Below are 18,083 nucleotides of genomic sequence, written 5' to 3' on the forward strand. Positions count from 1 at the left end.
GCTCACCCCTTTTTCATAGAAGATTTTTTATTCTTGCGGTCTAATAGACCAGAAATGGTAAATTCTTTCGTTCCTAATAAGCCTGAAGGTTTAAAAACCATAATGGCAACTAGTGCAACGGAATAGATGATCATTCTCAACTGTCCAAATGGCTGTAGATAAACATTGAGTATTCCTAATACGATAGCTGCAACAACACTTCCTGTCATACTGCCTAATCCACCAAAAACAACAATAATCAAAATATCAACGGATTTCATAAAGGTAAAATCTGATGGACGAATAACACTGAAATAAGAAGCATGCAATCCACCTGCTATTGCTGCTGAAGCTGCTCCTAAAACAAAGGCAATAATTTTATATTTTGTTGTATTGATCCCCATTGATTCTGCTGCAATTTCATCTTCACGGATAGAAATCGTTGCTCGTCCAGGACTACTTTTAATGTAATTTATTAGTATGATCATAGAAATGACAATGAATGCAAATGTGATTTGCCAAGTGGCAATAAATGGAATCCCACTTAATCCCGCTGCTCCATTTGTTACCTCATCCATATTCAAAATAACGATCCGGATAATTTCAGCTACACCTAAAGTAGCAATGGCTAGATAGTCCCCTTTTAATCTTAAGGTTGGAATCCCCACTAATAAAGCTACTATGCTGGCTACTGCGATTCCTAATAGAATTCCACCAATAAGGCCAAGTACAGTAGGGTATTTAATGCTGATAATTCCAGTACAGTAAGCACCAATGGCCATAAATCCTGCATGACCCAATGAAAACTGTCCAGAAAAACCAATGATCAAATTCAATCCTGTTGCTAAAATGACATTGATTAAAATAGTCATTAAGGTAATTTCATAGAAAGCGTTAATGATTCCCGTAGTTGTCCCTATTTGAATGAGGGTATAAATGGCTGCAATAAAAATGAGCCAACCCAGATTTTTTTTATTAAATTGTTTCATCTTTATCACCTACACTTTCTCTTTTACATTTTTGCCAAGTAATCCTGATGGCTTAAAGATAAGAATAATAATTAAAATCAAGTATACTACAGCATCTTTAATCATTGATCCACCGTATCCACTAACCAATGTTTCGATGATCCCAATTGTAAATCCACCGAACATGGCTCCTGGTATGATACCAATTCCACCTAATACAGCAGCAATAAAGGCTTTTAATCCTGGTGCATATCCCATCATTGGTTCAATTGAATTGTAGTACAATCCCACTAAAACTCCGGCTGCTCCAGCTAATGATGACCCTAGTGCAAAAGTAAACGAAATAACATTATCGACATTGATTCCCATTAAACGAGCGGCATCTGCATCCGTACTAACAGCGCGCATAGCTTTTCCCATTTTCGTTTTTTGAACAATGAGCTGTAGTGCTAACATCAGAATAATCGTTGTGGCAAAAATCATGATTTGTGTCTGACTAACTTGTAATCCAGCAAATTCATATACTTTATTTTCAATGACTTGCGGAAAAGCTCTTGTTTCCGAACCCACCAAGTAAATCATGCCATTTTGTAATAAATAAGACATCCCAATTGCGGTGATCAAAGCAGCAACACGAGTAGCATTTCGCAATGGTTTGTATGCAATTCGTTCAATTAAAACACCTAATACAGCACAAAAAACCATGGATACAATCAAGGCTGGTAGAAAACTGAGATTAAACGAGTTGATTGCTGTATAGCCAACAAATGCACCAACCATATAAATATCTCCATGAGCAAAGTTAATTAATTTAATAATGCCATAAACCATGGTATATCCTAATGCAATCAAGGCGTAAATACTTCCTAAGGAAAGTCCGTTAATCAGTTGTTGTAAAAATGCTTCCATAATATGGCACCTCTTTTCATTTTAAATATTAAAAGGTGCTAAGCAAAACTCGCTTTGCACCTTTTAATTTTATTTTTTAGGGTGTAACTTCAGTATTTCCTACTTCGACACCATCTTGTAATTCAATAACTAAAGTCGATTTCACAGGATTATGATCTTCGTCAAAAGTAAAGGTACCGGTAACGCCATCAAATTCACTCATCTCTTCAAGAGCTGTGGTGATTGCTTCTGGAGTTGCTTCTCCAGCTTCTTCAATTGATTGAGCTACAAGGTACGCCGTATCATATGCAAGTGCCGCAAACATATCTGGCTCTGCATCGTATTCAGCTTGGTAAGCTTCAATAAATTCTTTTACTTGAGCATCTTCACTATTTGGTGAGTAATGAGCTGAATAATAGACATTATCGACATTCTCTGTTCCAGCTAATTCAAGTAATGCCTGGTTCCCAAATCCATCTGCACCTAATATTGGCTGAGTGATTCCCATTTCACGAGCTTGCTTGATGATCAAACCAGCTTGGTTATAGTAACCAGGCAAGTAGATAAAATCAAAATCAAGATCTTTGATACGAGTTAAAATAGCGTTAAAATCGGTATCATCTGCAGTAAAGTTTTCTTCTGCTACGATTTCACCATCAAAAGCACCTTCAAAAGCTTTTGTTAAACCTAATGCGTAGTCACTTGAGCTATCGCCGATGATCACAGCTTTCTCAGCTCCTAGCTCACTTGTTGCAAACTCTGCCAAAGCAATACCTTGAAATGAATCTTGAAACGATGTGCGGAAAATATTTGGTTGAACTTTGCCACTCTCATCAATCGTTAAACTATCGTCTGTACCAGAAGGGGTAACTAAACTAACACCAGCTCTTGTTACAGCAGGAGTTGACGCTTTAACCGCTCCAGTTGTTGCTGGTCCCACGATTACAACTGCTTCATCTTGAGTTGCTAATTTTGTTGCAATACTAGCAGCTTCTGTATTATCCGATTTTGTATCATATTCAATTAAATTAACTTGTTTATCTAATATGCCGCCATTTTCATTTATTTCTTTAATCGCTAAGTTGACAGCATTTGCTTCAGCCGTCCCATATGCTGAGACTTCTCCCGTTTTTTCAAACATCGAACCAATTGTGATTTCGTCTGCGCTACTTCCGCTCCCAGTTCCACATGCTGTAGCTAAAAGTGAAAGAGCTGCAACCCCCATTACTAATCTTTTTTTCATTTTCTTTTCCCCCAATTTACGCAGTTGCGTTAGTTAATTTATATGACTTACTGAAGCTTTGTTTTATTAGAATATGCTAACAATAAGATGTATTAAGGATTAGTATAGAATATTCTGAATATTTAATCAATAGAAATTCAAACTATTTTTTATTTATAATTTTATCTTTAGATTGAACGGTTTAATCTAAATTTGAAATCCTATTATCAAAGGGTCTGTATAATTCTATCCTACCTAATAAGCATTCTCTAAACTAACATTGTAATGGTACCCATTATTTCCTTAAGGGGATAATGGGTTGGACAGTCCTTTTATACAGCTGTAAAAACACAATAAATAAAAAACCACAACTTTCTCAGAAAAGACTGGAAATTCCAGTTTTTTCTATGAAAGTTGCGGTCTCTTAAGTTGGTGAGTTGACCAAATAAGGCTAACCTTTACTTACTCATTTTTTTGTTGTTCAAAAAATTCCTTTTTGATTTGGATGAACCGTGTAAAATCATTTAAAAGAATAAATAAAGCTGCGCGATTCTCAAACTCTTCTCTTGTTGAAGGCAGATCGCTATTTCTAAAATCATTTAACATAGATTGAATATCTTTTGTTAAATCTACTACTGGGTTACTTTCATGCAACTGGTTCGCCGTTTGATCAAACAAACGTGCTAAAATCATATTTTGCTTTGTTGGTAAAGAACAGACACTTAAATCTATCGACATTTCTGCTAGTACTTTAACTTGCTGTTGACGCATGTCAAAGTACTGAATCATATAGTCCTCATTTTGACTGAATAACTGGTTATTGGACTCTGTATAAGCCATTTTTTCTGCTTTTTTTAATTCCATGTGAAGTTCTTTTAATAAAAGTTCTACTTTTTCATTGGTGTGACCTTCTCTTAATATCGAATCAAAACTCATTAAAACCTGCTTCATCTTTTCTTCAATTTCATCTCTTAACTGCATTAATTGAGTTTCTTTTGAAGGCATATACAAATTAAATAAAATAGCGATTCCGGCTCCTATGATCATCAATGACAACTCATTTGCAAGCCATCCAATAGAGGTACTTTGTTCCAGTAATAAATGAGAAACAAGTACAGAACATGGAGCGATCCCTACCTCTACCTTGAATTTATAGGCTAAAGGGATATAGATCAGGAGATACAATCCAAATACAATAGTGCTAAAGCCAAGTAATTGGAAAAGTATTGTTGCAACGCCTAATGCTAAAATTGTAGATCCTATTCGTTGAAGAGCAGTAGTAACAGAGGATTTTTTTGTATCTAATACGCTTAAGATTGCTACAACTCCGGCTGACACACTATATTCTAGTTGAAATGCTTGAGCTATCAAAATCGCAATTGTCGTTGCGAACGCTATTTTTATTGCTCGTAAAGAGACGGTCATGCTGACACTCCTTTAATATAAAATCTACTTCCATCTTACCTCACTTATTTAAAATCTGAAAATTTTTCTTTGTATTTCATTCGTTTATCCTTATTATTAATAGTATACTGCACTAATAGATTAGTATAATGATTTTTAAAGGAAGCGATGAGTACAGATGGAGATTGGCAATTATCGAATAGGTATGCGTACACTGAAAACAGGTTTAGCTGTTGCAGCTTGTATTCTTTTGTTTCATTTACTTGATAGAGAACCTCCAATGATTGCTGCATTGGCAGCTGTTTTTGGTTTACGAGAAGATTGGCAAACCAGTTTAAAGTTCGGGAAAACTAGAATATTTGGGAATTCTATTGGAGCTATTTTTGCTGCATGTTTAGTTTTGTTACAGCAATTCATTGGATGGCAATTTTTTATTGAATTGATTGGTGTCCCACTTGGTGTCATTTTGATTATTGTATTCTGCGATCGAATAAACTACAATGCTGGAATCATAGGAGCAAGTGCTGCATTTCTAATCATTTACTTTAGTATACCAACTGATGAAACTGTTTTGTATGCTTTAGCAAGGGTTTTGGATACTTTTATTGGAACCTTCATTGCCATTATAGTTAATCGTCTAATACCTGGCGGGCCCAAGCCAGCTGATAAGCTGCAAGCCTGAAGCTTAAATTTACTTAATCTTGAAAAGTTGAAGAGGAGTCTGGTCTAGATGACTAGGTTCCTCTTCAACTTTTTTATTACTGACTCTACTCAACATTCCGTCCCTTTTCTCGCTAGCAAATGTCCGATAGAATAGCTCTACTCGACATTTCTTCTCTCTTCTCACTAGCAAATGTCCGGTAAACTAGCTCTACTCAACATTCCTTCTCTTTTCTCAATAACAAATGTCCGATAGAATAGCTCTACTCGTCATTCCTTCTCTTTTCTCACTAACAAATGTCCGGTAGAATAGCTCTACTCGACATTCCTAACTCATTTGCAGGTATATTTAGAAGCGGGCCACTCTTTAAAAGAAAATTCAATATAGAAAACTTTTCGGGACCGAAAAGTCTCCGATTCTAAATCATTAAATCAATACAAAAAAACTAAAGCATCCCACTCTTGAAATAACGAGCAAGAAGCTTTAGTTTTTTTACAGAGCTAATTAGTGAACTCCGCATCCTTTTTTTAATCTACTGATTTTAGGGCTTCGATCATATCGACTTTTTTGAGTTTGTAATGCATCGCGATCATAACGATTCCGGAGAATATCAGAGTAATGATTCCTGAGTAAAGATAACTCAGTGGTTGAATGGTTGGACTAAACATTAAAAGATCGACTTCTGCAGTATCTAATACAAAACTGTGCAGCAAGACCCCTAAAAATGAGCCAACAACGATTCCCATTAAAGTAAGAATAATATTCTCCCGATAAATATACATAGTAACTTCTTTATCGAAAAATCCTAAAACTTTGATGGTTGATAATTCTCGCTCGCGTTCAGAAACATTGATATTGGTTAAGTTGTACAACACTACAAAAGCCAATAGACCAGCTGAAATAATCAATACAAGTGTAACGATTCCTAGACTACCCATCGTTTCTTCAAATGATTTACTAACATCGCTAACAAAATTAACCGATAGTACACTTGGCTGCTCAGTTAGAGAAGAACCTAAAGTTTCTTCATCGATATTTCCGTCACTATAATTCAATAGTTCTGTTGTATACTCTGGTGCTTTTCCAAAGGTCGTTTCAAAATAATCTTTATTCATATACACATAATGACCAGTGTAGTTTTCCACAATTTCATTTATAACGACTTCTACATCATTATTGTCTGAATCAGTTAAAGTTAAGGTATCTCCTTTTTCGACGTCTATTAAATCAGCTAACTTTTCACTGATAATAGTCCCATCTTCAGGTAAGGAATAGGTTTGACCAGAAGAACGGTCATTTAGGAGAACATAATTTTCAAGGTTTTCAGTCGTTTCAGGTACAAATACCGTTACGGTTTGTGTATTGACACCTTCCACATCAACTGTGTAACTTTCTTGACTAACTTTTAAAGATTCTTGAACAGCAGGTTCTTTTGCTAATTCTTCATCATATTCATCTTTTTCAGCATCACTCGAATCCGTATTTAAGGCAACAATTGCATCGTATTTCATAATCTTGCCATATTGAAGACCAGCTACATCTGAAATTGAATCCGAGATACCAAATCCAGTTAAAATCAAGGCCGTACATCCTGCGACTCCAAGAACCGTCATTAACATACGTTGTTTGTATCGGAAAAGATTCCTGGCAGTTACTTTTTGGATAAAGCCAAATTTAGACCAAATGAATGGCATGCGTTCTAACAAAATACGTTTCCCTACTTTAGGTGCTTTAGGACGCATCAACGTAGACGGTGTACTCTGTAAAGCTACTCGTACTGCAAGATACGCTGACATGACTGTACACAGTAATGCCACTGCAAAGGAAATTACACCATAACTTATATAGTACGTTATTCTAACAGCTGGCAAATTGTACATTGAACCATAGGCATTAAAGATGACATTAGGAAATACTTGATACCCAATAGCTAAACCAATGATGGTTCCTAGAATACTTGCTACCGAGGCATAAACTAAAAACTTCTTAGAGATATCCCAATTTGAATACCCAAGTGCTTTTAACGTTCCAATTTGTAATCGCTCTTCTTCTACCATACGAGTCATAGTGGTTAAACAAACTAGTGCAGCGATTAGGAAAAAGAAGACCGGAAATACTTGTGCAATTGCTGAGATGCGGTCTGCATTGTCGCTAAACTCGCTATATCCTGGATTTGTTGAGCGATCCAGTACATAGTATTCAGGCATCTCTAATTCTTCCAATTCTTTTTTAGCATCTGCTAGTTCTGCTTCACCATTTGCAATTTCTTTTTCAGCATCTGCTGACTCTTTTTCAAATTCAGCTAGCGCTGTTTCATAATCAGCTTGCCCGGATTCTAATTTTTCAAGAGCTGCAGCTAGTTCTGCTTCACCATTTGCTTTTTCCTGATTTAATTGCTCTTGAGCTTCAGCTAATTGAACTTCTCCATCAGCAAGCGTTGTTTTTGCAGCTTCGATATCAGCAAACCCTTGAGCGAGATTTTGCTCATTAGCTGTTAATTCAGCATCTGCTGCACTTAATTGTGCCCGTGTTTCTTCAAGATTAGTGGCCACTCCATCTATTGCTGCTGAAACCGTGCTGTTTGGAACAACTCCGGCAAAGTAACCTGTAAAGGCTTCTGCAAGCGAAGGATCAACAGCAGTGGCTGCTTGAATGATGCTCGTTTGAGTTTCAACCGGCACACTTTCAATTGGAACCGCTAAAACAGCTCTAGCATTTTCAACAAATGTTTCTCCATTGGCTAAAGATTGCTCTGCAGTTACTTTTTGGGCTTCAAAATTATTTCGAGCATCAATGAGCTGGGTTTGTGCTGTTTGCAAGTCAGCTTCATTTGCAGCTAATTCTGCTTTTCCTGTTTCTAATTCTTGTCGTTTTTGATCGATAGTAGCTTGAGCATCAGCAGTTTGAGTTTCCAAAGCAGCTAACCCCTCATTGTAATCTGCTTGACCTTGATCCAATGTAGCTTTGGCATCCTCTAATTGTTTTTGACCATCAGCTAATTGTTTTTTAGCATCCTCAATTTCAGCTTGACCGTCATCAATCTCAATTTGAGCTTCAGAACGAATTTCGGTTAATCGTTCTTCTGGTCTTTTTTCGACCAATTTTTCGATTTGCTCTATTTGTTCCTCAACATTATCCTCATACTCTGGCGAATAAGAAATAAGTGAATCATTTTCTTCAAAGGATAAATACGCTTCTGTATAAAATTCTGATGTGAAATCTTCTTCAGGAATAATAGCAAATCCATCTACTGTTCCTTTACCAACCGTGCTTGGTCCTCTTGAAGAATTTTCAATGTATTGTGGTGTGTCTACAAAACCAACCACTTCAAATGTTGTCGTTGCAAAAGTATCTTCTAAATTAGTGTCTTCACTTTCTGATGAAAGAGTAATTGTATCACCGATAGTATATTCATCCGTCATTTTACTGTTATTATCTAACGCAATTTCGCCAGTTTTCTCTGGCAAACGACCTGAAGCTACCACATAGTTATTTTGGCTAACTTTTTTATTTAAAGGATAAGACATGATTTTAGTAACCAGACTACTATCCTTTAAAATCGCATCTTGACTGTAGCTCATGGCTACATCTGCGCCTTCAATGCTTTCCAAAAGTGTTTTGTCATCATCGTTAAGTCCATAAGTGGATAACACTTTGGTATCCATCAAATTTGTCTCTTTATAATAATGATCTGCGGTATCAATCATATCCGGCCCAGTTGCTTTAATACCAGCAAAAAAAGCTACTCCTAGTGTAATAATAGCAAAGATAGATAAAAATCGTGTTTTTGATTTTCCCATTTCTTTAAATATATCTTTCCACAGTGCTTTCTTTTTCAATTTTCTCCACCCCTTACCATTCGATATCAGCTACGGACATAGGGTTGTCATTCATGGTCACACTACGTACTTTTGCATTGTTTATTTCAATCATTCGATTAGCCATTGGAGCTATTGCTTTATTATGTGTAATGACAATCACTGTTGTACCAGTTTTTTTACAGGTATCTTGCAAGATTTTTAATACTTGTTTTCCAGTTTCATAATCTAATGCTCCAGTTGGTTCGTCACATAAAAGAAGTTTGGGCTGTTTAGCTAGAGCTCTAGCAATAGCTACCCGTTGTTGTTCTCCACCAGATAGTTGTGCTGGGAAATTGTTTAACCGATGCCCTAATCCAACATCTTCTAACACTTTTTTTGCGTCCAATGCTTTGTTGGAGATCTCAGATGCTAATTCCACATTTTCAATAGCCGTTAAGTTTGGCACTAAGTTATAAAATTGAAAAACAAATCCTACATCGTCTCGACGGTATTGCGTAAGTTGTTTTGTATTAAACTTAGCAATATCTGTTCCATCAACAAGAATCTGACCTTCATCTGCTGAATCCATTCCGCCTAAAATATTTAGGACTGTTGATTTTCCTGCACCACTTGGTCCAACAATAACTGCAAATTCTCCTTGCTCAATTTCAAAAGAGATGCCATCATTTGCGGCAATAACTGTTTCACCCATTTTATAGCGTTTAAATTCATTTTTTATCTCTACAAAAGACATATTTGCACCTTCATTTCTCAAAATTTTACTTTACAAGTGCCGTATGAAGCAAATAAAAAATAACTATCACAAACACTCAATTCATACAATTTTACAGTAATTGATTGGAAATTACTAGAATAAATACCTTGAATAAATGAGTAATATGAATAGCATCTTTTCTCTTTTATTCCTACAAATACAAAAAGACGCTCGTCCCTTTTTAGGAACGAGCGTCTTTTTTACTACCTATTTCATTCCTTTTGATTGAGTTCGCTGTGTTTGTAACCATAAATAAAGTAGATAACTACTCCCATAGCTAACCAAATAAGGAACGCGATCCAAACAGATAATGATAATTGAACCATCAAGTACACACACACGATTACAGAAACAATCGGAAAAATGGGTACAAAAGGTACTTTAAATTCGCCTTCTTTTGGTTCTCCAAAGTCTTTGCGTAATTTAATAATTCCTATTGCAATAATCACAAAAATCAGTAAGGTTACGATATTTGTTAGTTCTGCTAATTTATTTAGTGGAACTACCCCAGCTAATATAGCTGACAGCAAACCAACTACTTGTGTTGCAAATTTAGGACTTTTTGTCTTTGGATCAACTTGACTCAATTTTTTAGGAAGTAAACCATCTCTTCCAATCGCATAGATCAAACGTCCTAATCCATAAGTCATCGAAATCAGTACTGTTAATAAGGTTAAGATTGCTCCTACAGAGATAATACCGGCAATGAAATCTTGTCCGATAAACCGTATGGCAAAAGCTACTGGATCTTTGATGTCTAACTGTGCGTAAGGAACGATTCCAGTTAATACGAGTGTCACTATGATATACAATATCGTTGCAATTCCAAGTGAACCGATAATTCCTCTTGGAACGTCTCTACGCGGATTCTTTGTTTCTTCCGCAGCAGTACTCACTGCGTCAAACCCTAAGAAAGCAAAGAAAACGACAGCTGCTCCTGAAACGACACCATTTAATCCGAAGGGAGCAAATGGCGTCCAATTTTCTGGTTTAACATAAAAAATACCTACTCCAATAAATAAAGCAATCAAACCAAATTTTATAAACACCATGATATTGTTTAACCGTAATGCTTTTTTAGCACCTTGGATCACAACATACGTTACAGCGAATGTAATCAATACTGCGATTACATCCACGTAAGCCCCAGTCTCCGCGTTATAAGAAGAACGCAATGCAACCGGTAGCCCCAAACCAAGACCCTCTAAAAATCCGTTCATATATCCTGACCAACCTGAAGCTACAGAAGCATTTGCCAATAGATATTCACAGATCATCAGCCAACCGATCAACCAGCCGATCAATTCACCAAAAACAGTATAAGCATAAGAATATGCTCCTCCTGAAACGGGAATTCGAGAAGCAAATTCTGCATAACACAAAGCGGATAAAATACATGAAAAAGCTGCAATAATAAACGATAAAATCAATGCCGGTCCGGCTGTTAGTGCAGCAGCCGTTCCAGTAATCACAAAAATACCAGTCCCAACAATTGCTCCTAAACCTAGTAAGATTAAATCCATAGTTTTTAATTCTCTTTTTAAATTAGATGGCCTCTCAGTTGTTTCTAACGGCTTCTTTCTAAGGTAATTCATTTTAATACCACCAATCTATTGATTAAATTCATTTAGGATTTAACGTAACCTAATAAAACACCACCAACAATAACTAAAATACAGCCAAGTAAGATATAGCGAAATTCTCTTTTTGTTTTCGTTTCTCCTAAGAACCAAATACTTCCTAACGTTGAAATGATAATCCCTGTTTGTGAAAGTGAGAAACTAATAGCCAAACCAATTTTTTCCATTGAGATCAACATAAAGACATTTCCTAACGCCCATAACAAACCTGTCAAAATATTACGTAATGTGTACTGGCTCTTTATCTCTTGCTTCATTGAGAACAATAATGAACCAACTAGCATACCTACAGCTTGTGGTAAAATAACAGCCATTGCATCGACGCCTGCAGCATTAATGGTTATTGTATATAATCCATATCCAAGTGTAGAAAAAAGTAATGCTCTTGCTCCAGATTTTTTTTGTCCTTTAGAATCATCTTTTGTTTCTTTTGTATCTGAAACAGTGGTAAATGTTACACCAAAAATCAAAACAATAATAGCAATAATTCCCAGAATAATATCTCTAGTACTTGTCCATTCTCTAAACAATAGTACTCCCGCAAGTGTATTGACAATCAATTGCAATCCTGTTGAAATAGGCAAAGTATTGGATACTCCAATAAACTTCATACTTTGGAACTGTTGCATTTGTCCTAATGACCATAAAGCTCCTGACAATAATCCTACTAAAATAATTTTCATATCAATTGTTGGTTGATAAACAAAGTAAACACCTATTGCAAAAAGAACGGCTCCAGCTGACATTCCTACTGTCTGTTGATATGAGTTTCCACCTAATTTATTGCTCACTAACCCAATGCTGCCCCAAGCTATGGCAGGTATTAGTGCAATTAAAATTTCCATAAGTTCCATCTTCCTTTTCAATTTTATTTCATTGCCTTGTACATCATAACAGCTAAGTCACTATCTTAACAAGAAAAGTTCTTGTATCTTAAAACAGTTTACAGGTTTATGGAACAAACTGCCAGAATATGATAAAGTAAGTAAATAAAATTTGAACAAATGTACAGAATAGAAATGAGGCCAATAAAAGAAATGACAACGTATGATGTATTAGTAGTTGGTGGAGGAACCAGCGGCATGATGGCTGCTATCTCCGCAGCAGAACATGGCGCAAAAGTAGCAGTAATCGAAAAAAACAGCTCTCTTGGACGTAAATTACTTGTTACGGGTGGTGGACGGTGCAACGTTACCAATAATCGAGATAAAGAAGAAATTATTGCCCACATCCCTGGAAACGGGCGCTTTTTATACAGCGCTTTTTATCAATACGACAATTATGATATTATGGATTTTTTCAGATCAAATGGTGTTGCCTTAAAAGAAGAAGATCATGGAAGAATGTTCCCTATTACAGATAAATCAAGAACGATTTTAGAAGCTTTGATCGGTATCATGGATCGATTAGAAGTCGATATCTATACAGAGGCTCCTGTTGACACTTTGTTATTTGATGAAGGAAAAGTAACTGGTGTCCAATTGCAAGATGGGCGCAACATAAAAGCCAGTTGCGTGATCATCTCAACAGGTGGTAAAGCTATGCCAAGAACTGGCTCAACCGGTGATGGGTATAAATGGGCAAAAAAAGCGGGTCATACCGTTACTCCACTTTACCCTACAGAATCACCTATTCTTTCTGATGAACCATTTATCAAAGATACAACTTTACAAGGTCTTTCTTTAAGAGATGTTGCGCTCAGTGTGTTAAATAAAAAAAATAAAACAGTCGTCACTCATCAAATGGATATGATTTTTACTCACTTTGGTATTTCAGGTCCAGCAGTCTTACGTTGCTCTATGTTTGTTCATCAAACGATGAAACGCGATAAAACAGAGGAAGTTACCATGAGTCTAGACGCCCTTCCAAATGTATCAAAAGGTGAATTAACGCAACAAATTCAGAAATTGATAAAAAATGATGGCGATAAAAGTGCAAAAAATGCTTTGAAAGGCCTTGTACCTGAACGTTATTTGCTATTCGCATTTGCCAAAGCTGGTTTGGATGAAAATGCTCCCTTAAAACAAGCTGCACCAGACAAAATAACTCAGTTTATTGAGTTCATTAAAGATTTTCAATTTACAGCCAATGGTACTCAGCCCATTGAAAAAGCCTTTGTTACTGGAGGTGGAATCCACACGAAAGAAGTAAATCCAAAAACGATGGAAAGCAAATTCACTCAGGGTCTTTACTTCACAGGTGAAATATTGGATTACAATGGCTATACAGGTGGCTACAATATTACGGGTGCTTTTATCACAGGTCGGATTGCAGGGATGCATGCTGCTGAGCTGGCTTTATCAAAATAAAGAATTTTTCAACATGAAAGGATGTTTTTTGTGAAAAAGAAAATTGCGATTGATATGGATCAAGTTATTGCGGATATGGAAATTAGTTTTATTGAATTATTCAAAAAGGAATACCAGGTCTCTTTTGAGTCTATTGAAGAGTATTTACAGGAAAATCCAAACTTTGATTTGGTTACAACGATTAAAGAACTCTATCCTATCATCAATACGTATGCCTTTTTCAGGAATATTCCAGTCATGAAAGATAGCCAAATGGTCTTACGTGAGTTGGCCGAAGAGTATGATTTGTATATTGCAACAGCGGCTATGGATGTACCTAAAACATTCACTGCCAAGTATGAATGGCTACAAGAACATTTTGATTTTATTGATCCTCAGCATTATATTTTTTGCGGCGATAAGAGCATTGTTCATACAGATTATTTGATTGATGATTCTATTCGTCAATTAGAACGCTTTTCTGGAACAGGCATCCTGTTTGTCAATTCATTAAATGAATCCGAAGATCGTTACATTCGTGCGAATAATTGGAAAGACATCCGCGATTACTTTTTGTCTATAAAAGATGAACTATAATTTATTTACTATTTTAACTTCCAACAAGAGGCTGGGACAAAATCCCAGCCTCTTTTCTGTATACGAATGTTTACTCTAAAACGTGCTTCAAAAAGCAGACCCGACGTCCACTTCACGAATAATGCTCGATGGTCGATGACCATACTGCGCTTATTCGTTCCAGTGATTCGGGTCTAAACGCTTTTTGTCCCACTCTCTTGTTTTTTGCCATCCATTCGTTTTCTAATATCACTCATGCATTAGGAAATAACTTGGTTGCATTTATTCTATTATCTAATCGTAGGTTGTAGCATAAACTACTTCTACAGACTGATTTTTATTATAAAAAAGTATAGTATGCTTTTATTATCTTACATATGAAAGAGGGTTTTAAACATGCAGATGACTTTGTCAGGCTTTATTCTAATTCCATTTTTTCTTTTAACGGTAGTCTATATCATGAGGAAGACGAGAAACAAATCTTTTACAATTTATCAAAAAATCACGATTTATTCTTTTGCTTTTTATTGTTTTGCCGTTCTATATTTGACTTTTTTCCCTTTCCAAATACAAACGGGGATGTATGCAAACCAAACTCCTTGGTTGAGTCGGATTAATTTTGATCCTGTTCTTGATTTGTCCGCTTTACCCAACTTGCTTATGTTGGCTCCTTTATCTGTTTATTATTATTTATTGAAAAAAAACTCCACCTTTTTTAGAGCAGTTCTCATAGGTTTCTCTATCAGTTTTGGTATTGAATTTGTTCAATTTTTAACCAACTACTTTTTAGGCGGCTGGCGTGGTGCTGATATTGCTGATATTGTAGTAAATACAATGGGAGCTGCTTTAGGGTATCTATTAGTTAAAATTGTATTTACTAATGAAACTTCTTCTTTCTTTCAAAAATTCAAACTCTATTCTTAAACATACAAAACCTCTTATCATTCAAAAGCAATGATAAGAGGTTTTGTACTCATTTTACTAGAGGTCTTCAGCCTTATAAGATTTTTTTAACATTAGCACCTTAAAATCCGTATTCTTCATCTTTCTTTTTACGCATTTCTTCAAATACATCATTGAACATAATTGTATCTTCAACCAATCGTTCAATCCGGAAAATAACGTCTTCATTGATGATTTCATTTCTATAAAAATCTTTTTCTTCAATAAACACATAGGTTGGAACAATCGTTGCCTTCATGTAAGCTAAAATGGGTTTTAGCTGTTGCTCCAGCATTAGAAAATGTTTAGGGGTTCCTGCAGTACCCACCATACTCACTACTTTGTCGCGAAATGCATTAACCGGCAATAGATCAAATACATTTTTTAAAGAAGCTGGAATAGACGCTTGAAAAGTCGGCGTTCCAATAATAAGAGCATCTGCAGCCATAATTTTTTCAGAAACGTATTTTGTATCTCCTTCATATTCCCAATAGTTTCTTCCATCACTAAAAATCATTTCATACTCTGCTAGATCGATTAATTCAAACTCTACCTCTAAATACTTCTCTTTTAAATTCGTTTCCACATAATTCATTGCTGTTCTTGTTTTCGTTCCTACAGTCGAACCCGAAATACCTACTATTTTCATTTATACTCACCTCTTTCTTAAACATTCGCTAGTTATTATGTGATTTCCTGTTTTTACTGTATGTCTTTCAGGGGTGTTCAGCATCCTTTATTTAGTTGTATATTTTTTTATGGCTGGGAGGATTTGGGTGGCAATAAGTTCGATATTTTTTTGAATTTTATCATAAGGAACTCCTCCGAAATCAATTTGGGCCATGAAGCGTTGTTGGCCGTATAGCTCGTATTGGTAAATCATCTTTTCAATGATTTGTTGTGGGCTGCCTACCATTAAAGCATCTCTGTAATCGGTGGATTGGGCAAATTGTTGTTTTGGATATCCTGCTCCATTGATAGCTTGCATACCATAATTTATGTGCGGATAATATTCTCGAAGGGCATCCTGAGAATTTTCAGATGTATAAAAAAGACTTGTTGTACCAATTGGTAAGGTATTCGGGTCAAATCCACTTCTTTGAGCAGCTTCACGGTAAACATCAACCGATACTTTAAAACTTGATGCTGGTCCTCCTAGGGTTGTCAACATCATTGGTACACCGGCGTATCCAGCTTTTATCGCACTAGCTGGCGGTCCACCTACAGCACGCCAAATAGGTAATTTCCCATTTTTAGGTTGCGGTAGAATCTGTGCATTTTTTAGTGGTGCACGATATTGACCTTCCCATGTTACGCTTTCTTTATTATTGATTTGCATTAATAACTCTAATTTTTCTTCAAATAATTCTTCGTAATCTCGAACATCATATCCTAATAAGCTATATGCTCCTAAACGCGACCCTCTACCGGCAACGATTTCTGCTCTTCCATGAGAAATTAAGTCTAAGGTAGCAAAATCTTCGTACACACGCACAGGATCAGAAACGCTTAAGACTGTTGAGGAACTAGCTATTTTGATTTTGCTGGTAGCTTGAGCTATTGCACCTAAAATGACTGTATGAGCTTGCGAGGTAAAATGTTCTTGGTGGCTTTCACCAAGTGCAAAAACATCTAGCCCAGCTTGCTCGGATAACTTAGCAGCTTCAATAAAATTTTCTATTCGTTGCTCGGCAGATATCATTTTTCCAGTATGGGGATTTCCCATATGATCTCCAAGAGAGTACAATCCAAATTCCATTCCTTTTGTTTCATCGATACGATATTCTTTCATCTCTGATTTCTCCTTTTTGATTGACTAGTCAAGTGATGGTTTAAAAAAATTATTCTGGTGGCAATTTTTTTCTTTCATTATTCTTATACAATCGGGTCAACATAGTATAAAGATTTTTCAGTTCTTCTTTAGTTAATGTATCTTCAAATAAAGATGTTTGAAAATCTAACTGCTCGGGCATTGCTTTCTCTAATACTTGTGATCCTTTTGACGAAAGACTGATGGTCTTTTGTTTCCATTCTTGCGTCCTCATAACATATCCTTCTTTTTCCAATCGAAATAACATTCTGGAAATGCCACCTTGAGTAACCGTAACTCTTTGAGCTAGTTCCGTTTGAGTCAAAGGTTGATAAACTTGAATTTGGACGAGCACATCAAATTGAGCACTTGTTAATTTAAAACGTTTCAAAAATTCATTGGATAACTGATTGTTTTGATTAGCGAAACGTATGAGTCTTAGCCAAGTTAGTGAAGCTAGCGTATTATTTTTCATACTGTCCCCCCTTTAGTCATTCTTTCACTTTACATGTCAAGTGACGGAAAGTCAACTTACTTTTTAAAAGTTTCCCACAAAAAAAGAACTCTGAACCAAGATTTTTCATCTTTGGTCTGGAGTTCAATTCTATTCTTGTATTTAATTTTAATTCGCTTCAATGGATGCAAATTCAGCTTTTATCAATTTTTGTAACTCATTAGGATTCACTTCAATCTGCATGCCCCTTTTCCCTGCTGAAACAATGATTTGTTCCATCGTTTTAGCTTGGATAGAGATAAAGGTTGGAAAAGATTTCTTCATTCCAATGGGTGAACAGCCTCCACGAACGTAACCTGTTGTTTTTTCTAGATCCGTTAAGGGAAGTAACTCTACTTTTTTGTTCCCGCTAACTTTAGCTAGTGCTTTCAAATCAAGTTCACTAGTGCCCGGTATACAAGCAACGATCACGCCTGTTTTGTCACCTAAAATAACTAAAGTTTTGTAAATTTGATCCCTCGCTACGTTTAACTGCTCAAAGACCGCATCTGCTCCTAATTGATCCTCGCTCCAAGGAAACTCATATACTTGATAAGGAATGCCACTGCTTTCCAATCGCCGAATAGCATTTGTTTTTTGTACTTTACTTTTTTTCATTTGTATCAAACTTTCTATT

Annotated in this window: 16 protein-coding genes; 4 read left to right on the forward strand and 12 right to left on the reverse strand. The window is 36.0% G+C overall.

The window, feature by feature from the left end; translation table 11 throughout:
- Positions 1–2: 2 nt before the first annotated feature.
- The 4 genes from ABS916_RS02910 to ABS916_RS02925 all read right to left on the reverse strand — a co-directional run bounded on the left by ABS916_RS02910 (position 3) and on the right by ABS916_RS02925 (position 4,482).
- Entirely contained in the window at positions 3–968 is a 966-nt protein-coding gene (locus ABS916_RS02910; protein WP_350450479.1) for a branched-chain amino acid ABC transporter permease, read from the reverse strand.
- Positions 969–977: 9 nt separating this feature from the next.
- Positions 978–1,856 carry a branched-chain amino acid ABC transporter permease gene (locus tag ABS916_RS02915; RefSeq protein WP_350450480.1) on the reverse strand — a complete coding sequence of 293 codons (879 nt, stop codon included), beginning with the start codon at positions 1,854–1,856 and terminating at the stop codon, positions 978–980.
- Between the two features lie 76 nt (positions 1,857–1,932).
- Positions 1,933–3,078: an ABC transporter substrate-binding protein gene (locus ABS916_RS02920; protein ID WP_350450481.1), complete on the reverse strand. Its 1,146-nt coding sequence runs from the start codon at positions 3,076–3,078 to the stop codon at positions 1,933–1,935.
- Positions 3,079–3,519: 441 nt separating this feature from the next.
- Entirely contained in the window at positions 3,520–4,482 is a 963-nt protein-coding gene (locus ABS916_RS02925; RefSeq protein ID WP_350450482.1) for an aromatic acid exporter family protein, read from the reverse strand.
- Positions 4,483–4,639: 157 nt separating this feature from the next.
- Between ABS916_RS02925 and ABS916_RS02930 the strand changes: the two genes are divergently transcribed.
- Complete coding sequence (locus ABS916_RS02930; protein ID WP_350450483.1) at positions 4,640–5,143, forward strand: FUSC family protein; 504 nt, start codon at positions 4,640–4,642, stop codon at positions 5,141–5,143.
- Positions 5,144–5,649: 506 nt separating this feature from the next.
- On the opposite strand, the gene ABS916_RS02935 is transcribed toward ABS916_RS02930, so the two are convergent.
- The 4 genes from ABS916_RS02935 to ABS916_RS02950 all read right to left on the reverse strand — a co-directional run bounded on the left by ABS916_RS02935 (position 5,650) and on the right by ABS916_RS02950 (position 12,182).
- Positions 5,650–8,961, reverse strand: coding sequence for an FtsX-like permease family protein (locus tag ABS916_RS02935; protein WP_350450484.1), 3,312 nt, complete (start codon positions 8,959–8,961; stop codon positions 5,650–5,652).
- A 13-nt stretch (positions 8,962–8,974) separates the two neighbouring features.
- On the reverse strand, positions 8,975–9,676 hold the full coding sequence (locus ABS916_RS02940; RefSeq protein WP_350450485.1) for an ABC transporter ATP-binding protein: 702 nt from the start codon (positions 9,674–9,676) through the stop codon (positions 8,975–8,977).
- Positions 9,677–9,909: 233 nt separating this feature from the next.
- Complete coding sequence (locus ABS916_RS02945) at positions 9,910–11,292, reverse strand: amino acid permease (RefSeq protein WP_350450486.1); 1,383 nt, start codon at positions 11,290–11,292, stop codon at positions 9,910–9,912.
- A gap of 32 nt (positions 11,293–11,324) precedes the next feature.
- The gene (locus tag ABS916_RS02950) at positions 11,325–12,182 is read right to left on the reverse strand and encodes a GRP family sugar transporter (RefSeq protein ID WP_350450487.1); all 858 of its coding nucleotides are present in this window, start codon (positions 12,180–12,182) and stop codon (positions 11,325–11,327) included.
- 159 nt (positions 12,183–12,341) lie between these two features.
- On the opposite strand from ABS916_RS02950, the gene ABS916_RS02955 reads away from it, so the two are divergent.
- The 3 genes from ABS916_RS02955 to ABS916_RS02965 all read left to right on the forward strand — a co-directional run bounded on the left by ABS916_RS02955 (position 12,342) and on the right by ABS916_RS02965 (position 15,125).
- Positions 12,342–13,646 (forward strand): BaiN/RdsA family NAD(P)/FAD-dependent oxidoreductase, encoded by a 1,305-nt coding sequence (locus ABS916_RS02955; protein ID WP_350450488.1) that lies wholly within the window; start codon positions 12,342–12,344, stop codon positions 13,644–13,646.
- 21 nt (positions 13,647–13,667) lie between these two features.
- A complete protein-coding gene (locus tag ABS916_RS02960; protein ID WP_350450489.1) occupies positions 13,668–14,222 on the forward strand; it encodes a 5' nucleotidase, NT5C type in 555 nt (184 codons plus the stop codon).
- A gap of 438 nt (positions 14,223–14,660) precedes the next feature.
- Positions 14,661–15,125: a VanZ family protein gene (locus ABS916_RS02965; protein WP_350450661.1), complete on the forward strand. Its 465-nt coding sequence runs from the start codon at positions 14,661–14,663 to the stop codon at positions 15,123–15,125.
- A 100-nt stretch (positions 15,126–15,225) separates the two neighbouring features.
- On the opposite strand, the gene ABS916_RS02970 is transcribed toward ABS916_RS02965, so the two are convergent.
- From ABS916_RS02970 to ybaK, 4 genes are all read right to left on the reverse strand, one after another.
- Positions 15,226–15,792 (reverse strand): NADPH-dependent FMN reductase, encoded by a 567-nt coding sequence (locus tag ABS916_RS02970; RefSeq protein ID WP_035023739.1) that lies wholly within the window; start codon positions 15,790–15,792, stop codon positions 15,226–15,228.
- A gap of 87 nt (positions 15,793–15,879) precedes the next feature.
- Complete coding sequence (locus ABS916_RS02975) at positions 15,880–16,935, reverse strand: LLM class flavin-dependent oxidoreductase (RefSeq protein ID WP_350450490.1); 1,056 nt, start codon at positions 16,933–16,935, stop codon at positions 15,880–15,882.
- A 49-nt stretch (positions 16,936–16,984) separates the two neighbouring features.
- Positions 16,985–17,428, reverse strand: a complete 444-nt coding sequence (locus ABS916_RS02980; protein ID WP_350450491.1) for a MarR family winged helix-turn-helix transcriptional regulator — start codon at positions 17,426–17,428, stop codon at positions 16,985–16,987.
- A gap of 147 nt (positions 17,429–17,575) precedes the next feature.
- Positions 17,576–18,064 carry a Cys-tRNA(Pro) deacylase gene (gene ybaK / locus ABS916_RS02985; RefSeq protein WP_350450492.1) on the reverse strand — a complete coding sequence of 163 codons (489 nt, stop codon included), beginning with the start codon at positions 18,062–18,064 and terminating at the stop codon, positions 17,576–17,578.
- Between the last annotated feature and the right edge of the window lie 19 nt (positions 18,065–18,083).

Origin of the sequence: Carnobacterium sp. (genome assembly GCF_040274945.1) — a bacterium.
Taxonomy (GTDB): Bacteria; Bacillota; Bacilli; order Lactobacillales; family Carnobacteriaceae; genus Carnobacterium_B.

Excerpts from the sequence above, each read along its gene's own strand:
- ABS916_RS02960 (WP_350450489.1), top strand. The coding sequence starts at position 13,668 with ATGTTTTTTGTGAAAAAGAAAATTGCGATTGATATGGATCAAGTTATT.
- ABS916_RS02975 (WP_350450490.1), bottom strand. The coding sequence starts at position 16,935 with ATGAAAGAATATCGTATCGATGAAACAAAAGGAATGGAATTTGGATTG.
- ABS916_RS02955 (WP_350450488.1), top strand. The coding sequence starts at position 12,342 with ATGTACAGAATAGAAATGAGGCCAATAAAAGAAATGACAACGTATGAT.
- ABS916_RS02930 (WP_350450483.1), top strand. The coding sequence starts at position 4,640 with ATGGAGATTGGCAATTATCGAATAGGTATGCGTACACTGAAAACAGGT.
- ABS916_RS02950 (WP_350450487.1), bottom strand. The coding sequence starts at position 12,182 with ATGGAAATTTTAATTGCACTAATACCTGCCATAGCTTGGGGCAGCATT.
- ABS916_RS02925 (WP_350450482.1), bottom strand. The coding sequence starts at position 4,482 with ATGACCGTCTCTTTACGAGCAATAAAAATAGCGTTCGCAACGACAATT.
- ABS916_RS02915 (WP_350450480.1), bottom strand. The coding sequence starts at position 1,856 with ATGGAAGCATTTTTACAACAACTGATTAACGGACTTTCCTTAGGAAGT.
- ABS916_RS02920 (WP_350450481.1), bottom strand. The coding sequence starts at position 3,078 with ATGAAAAAAAGATTAGTAATGGGGGTTGCAGCTCTTTCACTTTTAGCT.
- ABS916_RS02965 (WP_350450661.1), top strand. The coding sequence starts at position 14,661 with ATGAGGAAGACGAGAAACAAATCTTTTACAATTTATCAAAAAATCACG.
- ABS916_RS02980 (WP_350450491.1), bottom strand. The coding sequence starts at position 17,428 with ATGAAAAATAATACGCTAGCTTCACTAACTTGGCTAAGACTCATACGT.
- ABS916_RS02970 (WP_035023739.1), bottom strand. The coding sequence starts at position 15,792 with ATGAAAATAGTAGGTATTTCGGGTTCGACTGTAGGAACGAAAACAAGA.
- ABS916_RS02910 (WP_350450479.1), bottom strand. The coding sequence starts at position 968 with ATGAAACAATTTAATAAAAAAAATCTGGGTTGGCTCATTTTTATTGCA.
- ybaK (WP_350450492.1), bottom strand. The coding sequence starts at position 18,064 with ATGAAAAAAAGTAAAGTACAAAAAACAAATGCTATTCGGCGATTGGAA.
- ABS916_RS02945 (WP_350450486.1), bottom strand. The coding sequence starts at position 11,292 with ATGAATTACCTTAGAAAGAAGCCGTTAGAAACAACTGAGAGGCCATCT.
- ABS916_RS02940 (WP_350450485.1), bottom strand. The coding sequence starts at position 9,676 with ATGTCTTTTGTAGAGATAAAAAATGAATTTAAACGCTATAAAATGGGT.